General features: G+C 67.5%; 13 protein-coding genes. 7 read left to right on the top strand and 6 right to left on the bottom strand.

From position 1 onward, the window contains the following. Positions 1-14 precede the first annotated feature (14 nt). On the top strand, positions 15-1,352 hold the full coding sequence (locus tag EST54_RS06225; protein WP_129245841.1) for an MATE family efflux transporter: 1,338 nt from the start codon (positions 15-17) through the stop codon (positions 1,350-1,352). A gap of 65 nt (positions 1,353-1,417) precedes the next feature. After that, positions 1,418-2,263 (top strand): trypsin-like serine peptidase, encoded by an 846-nt coding sequence (locus EST54_RS06230; protein ID WP_244942452.1) that lies wholly within the window; start codon positions 1,418-1,420, stop codon positions 2,261-2,263. 114 nt (positions 2,264-2,377) lie between these two features. Here EST54_RS06230 and rplI read toward each other — a convergent pair whose 3' ends face one another. From rplI to rpsF, 4 genes are all read right to left on the bottom strand, one after another. Continuing rightward, the gene (gene rplI, locus EST54_RS06235) at positions 2,378-2,824 is read right to left on the bottom strand and encodes a 50S ribosomal protein L9 (RefSeq protein ID WP_093484183.1); all 447 of its coding nucleotides are present in this window, start codon (positions 2,822-2,824) and stop codon (positions 2,378-2,380) included. Positions 2,825-2,842: 18 nt separating this feature from the next. After that, positions 2,843-3,079: a 30S ribosomal protein S18 gene (rpsR, locus tag EST54_RS06240; RefSeq protein ID WP_003978893.1), complete on the bottom strand. Its 237-nt coding sequence runs from the start codon at positions 3,077-3,079 to the stop codon at positions 2,843-2,845. Between the two features lie 108 nt (positions 3,080-3,187). Beyond that, complete coding sequence (locus EST54_RS06245) at positions 3,188-3,778, bottom strand: single-stranded DNA-binding protein (protein ID WP_129245845.1); 591 nt, start codon at positions 3,776-3,778, stop codon at positions 3,188-3,190. Between the two features lie 81 nt (positions 3,779-3,859). Next, positions 3,860-4,150 carry a 30S ribosomal protein S6 gene (gene rpsF / locus EST54_RS06250; protein WP_006604399.1) on the bottom strand — a complete coding sequence of 97 codons (291 nt, stop codon included), beginning with the start codon at positions 4,148-4,150 and terminating at the stop codon, positions 3,860-3,862. 229 nt (positions 4,151-4,379) lie between these two features. Here rpsF and EST54_RS06255 point away from each other — a divergent pair, with 229 nt between their 5' ends. The 3 genes from EST54_RS06255 to EST54_RS06265 all read left to right on the top strand — a co-directional run bounded on the left by EST54_RS06255 (position 4,380) and on the right by EST54_RS06265 (position 7,056). Beyond that, positions 4,380-4,694: a hypothetical protein gene (locus EST54_RS06255; RefSeq protein WP_129245847.1), complete on the top strand. Its 315-nt coding sequence runs from the start codon at positions 4,380-4,382 to the stop codon at positions 4,692-4,694. A 145-nt stretch (positions 4,695-4,839) separates the two neighbouring features. Further along, positions 4,840-5,958, top strand: a complete 1,119-nt coding sequence (locus EST54_RS06260; protein ID WP_093484181.1) for a lipid II:glycine glycyltransferase FemX — start codon at positions 4,840-4,842, stop codon at positions 5,956-5,958. Between the two features lie 66 nt (positions 5,959-6,024). Then, positions 6,025-7,056, top strand: coding sequence for an alanine racemase (locus tag EST54_RS06265; protein ID WP_093484180.1), 1,032 nt, complete (start codon positions 6,025-6,027; stop codon positions 7,054-7,056). A gap of 93 nt (positions 7,057-7,149) precedes the next feature. On the opposite strand, the gene EST54_RS06270 is transcribed toward EST54_RS06265, so the two are convergent. Further along, entirely contained in the window at positions 7,150-8,631 is a 1,482-nt protein-coding gene (locus tag EST54_RS06270) for a glycosyltransferase family 87 protein (RefSeq protein ID WP_129245849.1), read from the bottom strand. Positions 8,632-8,761: 130 nt separating this feature from the next. Further along, entirely contained in the window at positions 8,762-11,419 is a 2,658-nt protein-coding gene (locus EST54_RS06275; protein ID WP_372448240.1) for a transglycosylase domain-containing protein, read from the bottom strand. Positions 11,420-11,779: 360 nt separating this feature from the next. Between EST54_RS06275 and EST54_RS06280 the strand changes: the two genes are divergently transcribed. Together EST54_RS06280 and EST54_RS06285 are read left to right on the top strand one after the other, a co-directional pair. Beyond that, positions 11,780-12,460: a PadR family transcriptional regulator gene (locus tag EST54_RS06280; RefSeq protein ID WP_129245851.1), complete on the top strand. Its 681-nt coding sequence runs from the start codon at positions 11,780-11,782 to the stop codon at positions 12,458-12,460. Positions 12,461-12,506: 46 nt separating this feature from the next. After that, a complete protein-coding gene (locus tag EST54_RS06285) occupies positions 12,507-13,589 on the top strand; it encodes an inositol-3-phosphate synthase (RefSeq protein ID WP_129245853.1) in 1,083 nt (360 codons plus the stop codon). Positions 13,590-13,641: the final 52 nt, after the last annotated feature.

Here is a 13,641-nt window from a genome sequence, read left to right on the forward strand (position 1 = left end):
ATTAGATTGCGCGGATGACACAGGCTCCCGCGATGCCGCGGCGCACCGACCGCCGCCATGACCGCGAGATCATCGCCCTTGCCCTGCCGGCCTTCGGCTCACTGGTCGCGGAACCGCTCTTCGTCATGGCCGACAGCGCCGTCATCGGCCACCTCGGCACTCCCCAGCTCGCCGGCCTCGGTATCGCCGCCGCCCTGCTGACCACCGCCGTCTCCGTCTTCGTCTTCCTCGCCTACGCCACCACCGCGGCGGTCGCCCGCAGGGTCGGCGCCGGCGACCTCCCCGCCGCCATCCGCCAGGGCATGGACGGCATCTGGCTCGCGCTGCTGCTGGGCGCCGCCGTCATCGCGACCGTGCTGCCCACCGCCCCGTGGCTCGTCGAAGCCTTCGGCGCCTCCGGCACCGCCGCCCCGTACGCCACGACCTACCTGCGCATCAGCGCGCTGGGCATCCCCGCGATGCTCGTCGTGCTGGCCGCCACCGGCGTGCTCCGCGGCCTCCAGGACACCAGGACCCCGCTCCACGTCGCCATCGGCGGCTTCTCCGTGAACGCCGCGCTCAACATCGGCCTGGTCTACGGCGCCGGCCTCGGTATCGCAGGCTCCGCCTGGGGCACGGTCATCGCCCAGTGCGGCATGGCCGCGGTCTACCTCGCCGTGGTCGTCCGCGGCGCGCGACGGCACGGCGCCTCGCTCCGCCCCGATGCCGCGGGGATCCGCGCCTCGGCCCAGGCCGGGGTCCCGCTGCTGGTGCGTACGCTCTCGCTGCGCGCCGTACTGATGATCGCCACCGCCGTCGCCGCCCGGCTCGGTGACGCCGAGGTCGCCGCCCACCAGATCGTGCTCACGCTGTGGTCCCTGCTGGCCTTCGCGCTGGACGCGATCGCCATCGCCGGGCAGGCCATCATAGGCCGCTACCTCGGCGCGGGGGACCGCGACGGCGCCAAGGCCGCCTGTCGCCGGATGGTCCAGTGGGGCATCGCCGCGGGCCTGGTCCTCGGCGTGCTGGTCGCGCTCGCCCGCCCGCTGTTCATCCCCCTGTTCACCTCCGACCCCGCCGTGGAAGGGCCGCTGCTGGCGACACTCCTGGTCGTGGCCGTGACCCAGCCGGTCTCCGGCATCGTCTTCATCCTCGACGGGGTGCTGATGGGCGCGGGGGACGGCCCGTATCTCGCCTGGGCCATGGTGGTGACACTGGCGCTGTTCGCTCCGGCCGCGCTGGCCGTACCGGCCCTCGGCGGCGGACTGGTCGCGCTGTGGGGGGCTATGGCCCTGATGATGACCGTGCGACTGTTGACCCTGTGGCTGCGCACCCGCTCCGGTCGGTGGATTGTGACCGGAGCCTCCCGCTGAACCACCTCCCGTCACACGCAGCGCATGTCAATAATGACCCTGTGCGCTCGCTTGCCAGGAAGTCCGTGCTGCCCTTGACGTCTGTCGTCATGATGGCTGCTGCCGTGGTGGGCTACGCCACGGAGCAAACCGACATCAGCAGCGGCAGCAGCATCGGCCGCAGCGGATTCGGCAAGTCCGGGGAGTCGAGCCAGGACCCGCAGGACCAGGATCCCAAGGCGACGGCCCCGGCCGATGACGGCAATGCGTACACCCCGCGCAGAACCGAGCAGAACTCGCGGGTCGGCGCGGTCTTCGAGAAGGACGACTCCGGCGACCACTTCTGCACCGCGAGCGTGGTGCAGAGCCCGGGCCGGAACATGCTCATCACCGCGGCGCACTGTGCCTACGACATCGACGCCGGCAGCACGGTCGACGATCTGGTCTTCGCCCCCGACTACCGCAACGGTGACGGTCCCACGGGCCTGTGGAAGGTCAAGAAGGTGATCGTCGACAATCGCTGGGCCAAGTCCCAGGACGAGGATCTCGACGTCGCCTTCCTCGTGCTCGACAAGAAGAGCGGCAAGCAGATCCAGGACGTCCTGGGCGGCAACACCCTCGGCATAGACCGTGGCTTCGACAACGAAGTCAAGATCACCGGCTACCCCACCAGCCGCAACATGCCGATCTCCTGCCAGAACCGCACCACGAAGTTCAGCGACACCCAATTGCGTATCCAGTGCACCGACTTCGAGGGCGGTACGAGCGGCAGCCCCTGGCTGGCCGACTACGACCCCAAGAGCCACACCGGCACGGTCATCGGTGTCCTGGGCGGCCACGAAGGCGGCGGTGACGAAGACGATGTGTCGTACGCCGCGTACTTCGACGACGACATCGCCAAGCTCTACAAGCACGCCCAGGACGAGGACTGAGAACGGGCTCTCGCGGCCGGCCGCACGACGAGGCCGATCCGGGGAGCAGGCCCCGGACACGGCGAAGGGCCGCACCCCGGTGACGGGATGCGGCCCTTCGGCGCGGTACTGCGATTACGCGGCGACGACCTCGACGCCGAGCTTCGCGACGACCTCGGCGTGCAGACGCACGGAGATCTGGTGCGCGCCCAGGGTCTTGATCGGCGAACCGAGCTCGACACGACGCTTGTCGACGTCCGGACCACCGGCAGCCTTGATCGCCGAGGCGACGTCGGCCGGGGTGACGGAGCCGAACAGACGACCCGCGTCGCCGGCACGCACGGCCAGCTTCACGTTGACGCCCTCGAGCTGGCCCTTGACCTCGTTGGCCTGCTCGATCGTGGCGATCTCGCGGATCTTGCGACCGCGACGGATCTGCTCGACGTCCTTCTCGCCACCCTTGGTCCAGCGGATCGCGAAACCACGCGGGACCAGGTAGTTGCGGGCGTACCCGTCCTTGACGTCAACGACGTCGCCGGCGGTGCCGAGGCCGGAGACCTCGTGGGTGAGGATGATCTTCATGATTCGGTCACCCTTCCCTTATCGCGCGGTGGACGTGTAGGGCAGCAGCGCCATCTCACGGCTGTTCTTCACGGCCGTGGCGACGTCACGCTGGTGCTGAGTGCAGTTGCCGGTGACCCGGCGGGCACGGATCTTGCCGCGGTCGGAGATGAACTTCCGCAGCAGGTTCGTGTCCTTGTAGTCGACGTAGGAGATCTTCTCCTTGCAGAACACGCAAACCTTCTTCTTAGGCTTGCGAGCAGGCGGCTTCGCCATTGTCTCTCTCCAATGAGTTCAAGAAGTTTGTGCTGACGCCCTCAGGCCTCCGGCCGTCCGCGGCGCTGTTTCACGTGAAACCGCGCGGCGTCGGACCGGCTCATGGACCTAGAAGGGCGGCTCGTCCGAGTAGCCACCGCCGGAGCTACCGCCCCAGCCACCGCCGCCGCCACCCTGCTGACCGCCGCCGGCCGGGCCATTGGTCGCCCACGGGTCGTCGGCGGGAGCACCGCCGCCGCCCTGCTGGCCGCCGCCGGAGCCGCCGCCCCAACCGCCGCCGCCCTGGCCACCGCCCTGCTGACCGCCGCCGAAGCCGCCGCCCTGGCCACCGCGACCGCTGGTCTTGGTGATCTTGGCCGTGGCGTTCTTCAGGCTCGCGCCCACTTCCTCGACGTCGAGCTCGTAGACCGTGCGCTTCACGCCCTCGCGGTCCTCGTACGACCGCTGCTTGAGGCGGCCCTGGACGACCACGCGGGTACCCCGCGTAAGGGACTCGGCGACGTTCTCCGCCGCCTGACGCCACACCGAGCAGGTCAGGAACAGGCTCTCGCCGTCCTTCCACTCATTGGTCTGGCGGTCGAACGTGCGGGGAGTGGACGCGACGCGGAACTTCGCGACCGCCGCACCGGACGGGGTGAAGCGCAGCTCGGGGTCGTCGACAAGATTGCCGACAACCGTGATGACGGTCTCGCCTGCCATTAGGGGAACCTCTCGGCGGGTGTGCTGCTGGCTGCTGGTGTTGCTGCTACTCGGACCCGGTTACCGCTGGCGCTGTCGCGCTCAGTGGGTCTCGGGACGGAGAACCTTGGTCCGGAGGACCGACTCGTTCAGGTTCATCTGACGGTCGAGCTCCTTGACGACCGCAGGCTCGGCCTGCAGGTCGATGACCGAGTAGATGCCCTCGGGCTTCTTCTTGATCTCGTACGAGAGACGACGACGGCCCCAGGTGTCGACCTTCTCGACCTTTCCATTGCCCTCGCGGACGACGGAGAGGAAGTTCTCGATCAGCGGGGAGACAGCGCGCTCCTCGAGATCGGGGTCGAGGATGACCATCACCTCGTAGTGACGCATGTGGAACCCACCTCCTTTGGACTCAGCGGCCACGGTCGTTCCGTGGCAGGAGGGTCATATGCGTTTCCGCGCCGTGCCCGGCCGGTCATCCGGACAGACATAGGCGCAGACCGTACAGAGTACCTGCCTCTGGCCTTCCGGTTGAAATCCGGCCGGTGCACCCCTCAATCTGGAACACAACGGGTGTGAGCGGCGTTACAGTGCGCCGCCCTGTCATCGGAGGTGCCGCATGGCACAGGCAAGGACCCAGCGCAATCTGCTCTCGCTTCTCAACAGCGACGGCAAGGACCATCCCGTCGAGAACACCCTCGCCCTCGTGACCATCGTGCTCGGCGCGATCGCCGTCTTCACCACGCTCTCTCCCAGCCTGCACCTCATCAGTTCCTGGGTCGGTCTGATCGGCATCGGTACCGGCCTCTGGGGCCAGTTCATCTCCTCGACGACAGGCGAACGCTTCCTGTTGATCATCGGCCTCGGAGCCTCGGCCGTCGGCTTCTATCTGGGCGTGGCGCACGGCGGCCTTTTCGGCGGCGTCATCGGCTAGAGCCCGCCCGACGGGCCCCGCGACGATGCGGCATATAGGGCCCGCGCAGGTACGGCCCAGACGGGGCGCTCCACGGTCACAGTAGGCTTCGGCGCGAGAGCCGGAGCCCCGACCATGGGGACACACCTGCCGAGGAGCGCCCCGCATGAGCCTGACCCTGAGGACCATCAGCCGAGAGCAGCATCTGGCGTATATCCAGAGCCTGCCGGCGGCAAGCCACATGCAGGTTCCGGCCTGGGCGGACGTCAAGGCCGAATGGCGGTCGGAGAGCCTGGGCTGGTTCGACGCGAGCGGCGAGATGGTCGGCGCGGGTCTGGTGCTCTACCGCCAGGTCCCCAAGGTCAAGCTCTACCTGGCGTACCTCCCCGAGGGACCGGTCATCAACTGGCACTCGCCGAACCTGGAGGACTGGCTGCAGCCGATGCTGAAGCATCTCAAGCAGCAGGGTGCCTTCACCGTGAAGATGGGCCCGCCGGTGATCATCCGCCGCTGGGACGCCCAGGCGATCAAGGCCGGCATCCAGAACCCGGATGTGAAGCGTCTGCGGGACGTCGAGGCGACGCACATCGAGCCGCGCGCCTTCGAGGTGGCCGACAAGCTGCGCCGCATGGGCTGGCAGCAGGGCGAGGACGGCGGCGCCGGTTTCGCCGACGTACAGCCCCGCTACGTCTTCCAGGTGCCGCTGGCCGACCGCTCGCTGGAGGAGGTCCACAAGGGCTTCAACCAGCTGTGGCGCCGCAACATCAAGAAGGCCGAGAAGGCCGGCGTCGAGGTCGTCCAGGGCGGATACGAGGACCTGGCCGAATGGCAGCGCCTCTACGAGATCACCGCGGTCCGTGACCAGTTCCGGCCGCGGCCGCTCAGCTACTTCCAGCGCATGTGGACGGCCCTCAATTCCGAGGATCCCAATCGCATGCGGCTCTACTTCGCGCGCCACGACGGCGTGAACCTTTCCGCGGCGACGATGCTCGTCGTCGGCGGGCACGTCTGGTACTCCTACGGCGCCTCGGACAACATCGGCCGTGAGGTCCGCCCCTCGAACGCGATGCAGTGGCGGATGCTGCAGGACGCCTATGCGCTCGGCGCCTCGGTCTACGACCTCCGCGGCATCAGCGATTCGCTGGACGAAAACGACCACCTCTTCGGCCTGATCCAGTTCAAGGTCGGCACAGGCGGGCAGGCAGCGGAGTACCTCGGTGAGTGGGACTTCCCGCTCAACAAGCTTCTGCACAAGGCGTTCGATATGTACATGGCACGCCGCTGATCCGCTTCACCGCACCGTTCGTACTCCTGACACACCGCAGCCACGAGAAAGGTTCCGGGCCCGGCCATGGCGCTCACCCTCTACGTCGACACCGCGCGCTGGCGGGCGCATCAGCAGAGCGTTCTCCAGCAGTTCCCCGGGCTCGTCCCGGTCTGCAAGGGCAACGGCTACGGCTTCGGCCATGAGCGCCTCGCCGACGAGGCGACCCGCCTGGGTGCCGACATCCTCGCGGTCGGGACCACCTACGAGGCGGCCCGTATCAAGGACTTCTTCAGCGGCGACCTGCTCGTCCTGACGCCGTTCCGACACGGCGAGGAGCCGGTGCCGCTGCCCGACCGGGCGATCCGCTCGGTCTCCTCCGTCGAGGGCGTCGGTGGCCTGGTCGGCGCCCGCGTGGTCATCGAGGTCATGAGCAGCATGAAGCGCCATGGCGTCAAGCCGGAGGACCTGCCGAAGCTGGCCACGGCCATCGAGGACATCCGGCTCGAGGGCTTCGCGCTCCACCTGCCGCTGGACCGCACCGACGGGTCCGATGCGGTCGAGGAGGTCATCGGCTGGATGGACCGTCTCCGCGCGGCCCGCCTCCCCCTGCACACCATGTTCGTCAGCCACCTCAAGGCCGATGAACTCGCCCGTCTCCAGCAGCAGTTCCCGCAGACGCGGTTCCGCGCGCGGATCGGTACCCGGCTGTGGCTGGGCGACCACGAGGCCACCGAGTACCGCGGTTCGGTGCTCGACGTCACCCGGATCGCCAAGGGCGAGCGCTTCGGCTACCGCCAGCAGAAGGCGGCCTCCGACGGTTACCTGGTCGTGGTGGCCGGCGGCACCTCGCACGGTGTCGGCCTGGAATCACCCAAGGCTCTGCACGGGGTGATGCCGCGTGCCAAGGGCGTGGCGCGGGCCGGCCTGGCCACCGTCAACCGCAATCTCGCGCCCTATGTGTGGGCCGGGAAGCAGCGCTGGTTCGCGGAGCCCCCGCACATGCAGGTGTCGATCCTGTTCGTGCCGGGCGATGCCCCACAGCCGCAGGTCGGCGAGGAGCTCGTGGCCCATCTGCGGCACACCACCACGCAGTACGACCGCCTCGTGGACCGCTGAGCCGTCCCAGACCCCGCCCGGACAGACCGAGGGCCCGGTGCCGCAGACATTCCCTGCGGCACCGGGCCCTCGGTGCACCACGCCGGTGCCGGCTCATTCCCGTACGACGCCCCAGCGCACCCGTGGCGCCGCCTCGAACTGCATCGCGTGCCGCGGCTGGTGGTGGCTCCTGCCGAGCACGAACACATCAGGACTGTGGTCCAGGACTCCGCCCGAGGGGTCGTCGTCCCCGTCCCTGCGGACCACGTCGCGCTCCGGCAGCCAGATGTCCCGTACCACCACGGCACACAGGTAGAGGGTGCCCAAGAGGTGCAGGGCGATGGCCAGTTGGTATCCCTCCGTGGGGAGCCCCTGGTGCTTGTCGCCGTTTCCTGTGTAGGCGAGGTACATCCAGATCCCCAGGAAGTACATGACCTCGCAGGCCTGCCAGATCAGGAAGTCCCGCCAGCGCGGCCGGGCCAGCGCGGCGAGTGGGGTCAGCCACAGGACGTACTGCGGCGAGTAGACCTTGTTGGTGAGGATGAACAGCGCAACGACGAGGAACGCCAGCTGGGCGAAGCGCGGCCGGCGCGGCGCATAAAGGGCCAGCAGGCCGATGGCACCGCAGCCGAGGATCATCAGCAGGGTGGCGTAGGTATTGGCGTTCTCCAGGGGATTCCCGGTGCGCTGCGAGATCAGCAGCCAGACCGATCCGAAGTCGATGGGCCGTTCCTGGCTGAACGTGTAGAACTTCGCCCAGCCTTCCCGGATGTGGAATCCCGCGGCATCATGCGTGATCATCACCGGGAGATTCACCACCAGCCAGGACACCAGGGCACCGGCCACCGCCTTCCGGTAGGCGCGCCAGGCTCCCGCGCGCCAGCACAGCACCAGCAGCGGGCCCAGCAGCAGTACCGGATACAGCTTCGCCGCGGTGGCCAGCCCGATGAGGACACCGGCCGCCAGCGGCCGGCTGCGTGACCACATCAGCATCCCGGCAGCGGTCAGGGCGATCGCGAGGAGATCCCAGTTGATAGTGGCGGTGAGGGCGGCGGCGGGCGCCAGGGCGACCAGGAGGCCGTCCCAGGGGCGCCGCCGGTGGGTGCGGGTCACGCACACGGCGATCACGGCGGCGCAGATCATCAGCATGCCGGCGTTGACCAGCCAGTAGATCTGTTCGCGCTGCTGAATGCCACCTGCGTGCGGCGTCATCCAGGAGGCCACCTCCATGAAGACACCGGTGAGCACCGGGTACTCGAGATACTCCATATCGCCGGGCAGCCGGTCGAAGTACGGGATCAGCCCCTCGGCAAAGCCCCGCCCCGCATAGAGGTGGGGGATGTCGGAGTAGCAGGCGTGGGTGTACTGGCTGGTGGCCCCGAAGAACCAGCCGCCGTTGTAGCACGGCAGCTTCTGCACCATGCCGAGCGCGAACATGCCGATGGCCACGAGCGCGATGACCCGGACCGGCGTCAGCCAACTCGTTCCGAGCAGCGCGTGCCGGCCGATCGGCCCTCCGATCAGCTCGCTGCCGGCCGCCGCCACCTCATCCCGCTTCGTCGGCCGCACCGACTCGTCCCGTCGCACGCTCGTCATGGCCCCATCCTGCCGTACGGCCGTGGACGGAAAACGGCGAAGCCCCCGCCCGGACAATCCAGGCGGGGGCTTCGTGGCTCCATGTTTCACGTGAAACATTCAGCGTTTCACGTGAAACGGTCGGTGCTCGTCAACCGGTCGGGCCACCGAACCAGCCGCCACCACCGGTTGCGTCCGTCGGGGCAGGCGTCGGACTGGTGCCTCCGGTGCCACCGCCCGGACCACCAGGTCCGCCCGTTCCTCCTCCGTTGCCTCCGCCGCTACTGGCACCACCGCTGTTCTTGCAGTTGATGTCCCAGGGGGAGCAGGACTGCGACGGGCTCGGGCTGGGAGAGTTCGTCGGGGGAGCGGACTCGCTGGGAGTCTCCGACGGAGTGTTCGACGGCGTGTCCGACGGCGTGGGGGTCGGCTTCGGAGTCGGCATGCCGTCCTCGTCCACCCGGTCCCCGATGGGCGTGGCGGGCTGGAAGTCCTCCGGGGTGACGCCCTTCATCGCCTGCAGCATGTACTCGGTCCACACCTCGGTGGGCAGCGCACCACCGTGGATCGAGTCGAAGCCACCGACACCGTTCATGGACAGCTGACGGGGGTTCTGCGCGTCCTCACGGAACATCGACACGGCCGTCGACAGCTGCTTGGTGTAGCCGACGAACCAGGCCGACTTGTTCTGGTCGGTGGTACCGGTCTTGCCCGCTGCCGGCATGTTCAGCTTCTTGGCTTCCGTCGCGGTGCCGTTCTGGATGACGTTCTTCAGCACCTTGGTCACGTTGTTGGCGATGTTGGCGTCCATCCCCGTCTCGGACTTGGGCTTGTCGAAGCCCGGCAGGTCCTCGCCCTCGAACGTCACCTTGGTCACCGAATACGGCTCGACCTTCGTGCCCGACTCGGCAAACGTGGCGTAGGCGTCGGCCATCCGGATCGCGCTCGGCGTGGAGGTGCCCAGCGCGAAGGACGGGTTCAGGTTCTTGTCGAAACTGGCCGGCGCAATGCCCGCCGACTGCGCCATGTCCCGGACCTTGCTCATCCCGACATCCATGCCGAGCTGCACGAAGGGGGTGTTGACGGACTGCTCCATCGCCTTGGTCAAGGGGATGTAGCCCCAGGGGTGGTTGCTCTCGTTCTCCTGATAGAAGACCGAGTTGTCCCGCTTCCGGACGAAGTTACCCTCAGCGTCCTTCACCTTGAGGTGGTCATTGCCGTTGTACCGGCTGTCCGGCGAGATCGGCTGACCCTCGCTCTTGGCCGTTCCGTACTTCATCGCCGCAGCGAGCACGAACGGCTTCCAGGTCGAGCCGACCGGCACACCGAAGGTATCGGCGTTGTTGCTGAAGTGCCCCTTGTCGTAGCCCTCACCGCCGTACAGGGCGACGATCTTGCCGTCTCCCGGTACCACCGAGGCGCCACCGAACTGGACGTATTTGTCCTTCGCGCGCTTCTTGGGGTCGATGTACCGCTTGTCGACCTTCTTGACCGCGGTCTCGAGCTGATTGGTCCGCTTCTCGTCGAAGGTCGTCCGGATCGTGTAGCCGCCCTTGTCGAACTGCGCCTCACTGAGCCCGGAGTGCTTCAGCACATACTTCTTCGCGGTGTCCATCATGTAGCCGATCTGACCGCTCTTGCTGGCCACCGGCTTCGGCAGCTTCGGCTTGGGGAACTTCCCCCGGTACGAGTCCCGCTGCGCCTTCGACATGAGGTGATTGGCGACCTCGCGGTCGAGGATCCAGGACCAGCGCGCCTCGGCACGCTTGGTGTTCGCCGCCCGGGTGGCTCCCGGACTGGTACCACCCGCGGGGTCATACAGATCCGCACCCTTGAGCACCGTGGCCAGGAAGGCACTCTGGTCCGGCTTCAGCTTGGCGGCGTCCACGCCGTAGTACGCCTGAGCCGCGGCCTGGATGCCGTAGGCACCGCGTCCGTAGTAGCTCGTGTTGAGGTACCCCTGGAGGATCTGGTCCTTGTTCTTCGACCAGCCGACCTTGATCGCGATGAACAGTTCCTTGAACTTGCGGTCGATGGTCTGCTGCTGGCTCAGCATCGCGTTCTTCACGTACTGCTGGGTGATCGTCGATCCGCCCTGGGTCTCGCCACCCTTGGCCATGTTGAACACGGCGCGCGCGATACCCATCGGGTCCACGCCCGAGTCCGTCCGGAACGAGGCATTCTCCGCGGAGATTGCCGCATTCTGCATCGAACGCGGAATTTCATTGATCGTGACGTTTTGCCGGTTTGTCTCACCGTCGCGAGCCATGACCTTGCCATTGGCCCAGAGATAGACATTGTTCTGCGACTTGGCCGCCAGGCTCTCGTCGGGAACGTGCACCACGGCCAGCGCGACTCCGGAAACGCCGACGATCAGCCCTATGAAACCGACGCACAGACTGGCGACCTGTTTCCAGGACGGCACAAAGCGTCGCCAGCCGCTGCGGTTGGCGCGCGGGTAATCGATCAGACGCTTCTTGGCAGGCTTTCCGCTGCCGCGACCGCGGCCTCCCTCGGGGCCGCCGCCACCACCGCGCCGGCCTCCGCCACCGCGGCCGCCGGCTCCGGCACCGGAGCCCATCCCAGCAGACTCGGGCGCCCTGCGGCGGCCGCTGCGCTGAGCGGCTCTGCGGGCCTCGGCACGCCCACCCTGCCGCGGCTCGTCGCCGTACGACTCGGAGGGGGAGGCAGGGCCGGCAGCGGAGCCACGCGAAGGGGCGCCACGACGCCCTGGTGGCTGTGCGGCGCGTCGGGCCGCGGCACGTCCGCCACTCTGCGGCTGTGGCGGTTTGCGACGGTGCTCGCTCATGGAACGAATACTCCTCGGGCAGGCGCGCTATCTCGTCGCCTGAAGGCGGCAGTTGTCTTCAGGTCCCCCCGATGCACGGCTCGCTCCTGAGGCGCGAACCGCAATACACCGAGGACGGGGACGTCAGATATCGGCCCGCGGTTCCCGGCAGTCTGCATGCCGCACAGACTACGCACGTCCAAAACCTGCCCAGTGTTGAAATTCACTCCAAATCAGTCAGGTTGATTAGCACGATTCAGTGATGTGACGCCGTTCACCATCCCCCCTCTTGTTCCACCCAGGTGACCGTTCTATCGTCTGGATGTATCGAGTCGATACATCAGCACGACATAAAGAAGGCACAGACCAGGGAGGTGGAGGATGAGCAGACGTTCCGGCATCCTCGAGTTCGCCGTCCTCGGCCTGCTCCGCGAGTCCCCGATGCACGGCTATGAGCTGCGGAAACGGCTCAACACCTCGCTCGGGGTCTTCCGTGCGTTCAGCTATGGCACCCTCTACCCCTGCCTCAAGGCGCTGGTCGCCAACGGCTGGCTCATCGAGGAGACGGACGGCGCCCCGGAGGCCGTACCGGCCGCGGCTCTGACAGGGCGCCGAGCCAAGATCGTCTACCGATTGACCGCAGCGGGCAAAGAACACTTCGAGGAACTGCTCGGCCACTCCGGACCGGACGCGTGGGAGGACGAGCACTTCGGCGTCCGCTTCGCATTCTTCGGCCAGACGTCGCGGGACGTGCGGATGCGTGTGCTGGAAGGCCGCCGCAGCCGGCTGGAGGAGCGCCTCGAGCGGATGCACACCTCCCTGGCCAGGTCCCGCGAGCGGCTGGACGACTACACCCTCGAACTGCAGCGGCACGGCATGGAGTCCGTGGAGCGCGAAGTCCGTTGGCTGAACGAGCTCATCGAAAGTGAGCGTGCCGGGCGCGATCAGCGCGCACCGGATCCCGCAGCACAGGACAGCAAGCACCAGTCAAGAGATACGGGCGGCCTGCCCCGGCACCGGGGTGGTTCCCGGCCGGATCCGTCCGATGACACCACCACATGAGGTTCCGTCGTGCGGAGCCTCATCGAGATCACAGGGAGCAACCGGAATGGGTTCGGTTCGCGTAGCCATCGTCGGCGTGGGCAACTGCGCCGCCTCGCTGGTACAGGGCGTCGAGTACTACAAGGACGCCGACCCGAAGAGCCGCGTGCCCGGCCTCATGCACGTGCAGTTCGGCGACTACCACGTGCGTGACATCGAGTTCGTGGCCGCCTTCGACGTCGACGCCAAGAAGGTCGGGCTCGACCTCGCGGATGCCATCGGCGCCAGCGAGAACAACACCGTCAAGATCTGCGATGTGCCGAACGCCGGCGTGACGGTCCAGCGCGGCCACACCCTCGACGGCCTGGGCAAGTACTACCGCCAGACCATCGAGGAGTCCGCCGAGACCCCGGTCGATGTCGTCCAGGTCCTCAAGGACAAGCAGGTCGACGTCCTGGTCTGCTACCTCCCCGTCGGCTCCGAGGACGCGGCGAAGTACTACGCCCAGTGCGCCATCGACGCCAAGGTCGCCTTCGTCAACGCCCTCCCGGTCTTCATCGCCGGCACCAAGGAGTGGGCGGACAAGTTCACCGAGGCCGGTGTCCCGATCGTCGGTGACGACATCAAGTCGCAGGTCGGCGCCACGATCACACACCGTGTGATGGCCAAGCTCTTCGAGGACCGGGGCGTCATCCTGGACCGCACGATGCAGCTGAACGTCGGCGGCAACATGGACTTCAAGAACATGCTCGAGCGCGAGCGCCTGGAGTCCAAGAAGATCTCCAAGACGCAGGCCGTCACCTCTCAGATCCGCGACCGTGAACTGGGCGAGGACAACGTCCACATCGGCCCCTCGGACTATGTGGCCTGGCTGGACGACCGCAAGTGGGCCTACGTCCGGCTCGAGGGCCGTGCCTTCGGTGACGTCCCGCTGAACCTGGAGTACAAGCTCGAGGTCTGGGACTCCCCGAACTCCGCCGGAGTCATCATCGACGCCCTGCGCGCCGCGAAGATCGCCAAGGACCGGGGCATCGGTGGCCCGATCCTCTCCGCGTCCTCGTACTTCATGAAGTCGCCGCCGGTGCAGTACTTCGACGACGAGGCGCGGGAGAACGTCGAGAAGTTCATCAGCGGCGAGGTCGAGCGCTGAGACGCCCGACGCACTCTCCCTCCGCAGGCCTCCGGGTATTCCACCCGGAGGC

It is taken from the genome of Streptomyces sioyaensis (assembly GCF_004122735.1).
Lineage (GTDB): Bacteria > Actinomycetota > Actinomycetes > Streptomycetales > Streptomycetaceae > Streptomyces > Streptomyces sioyaensis.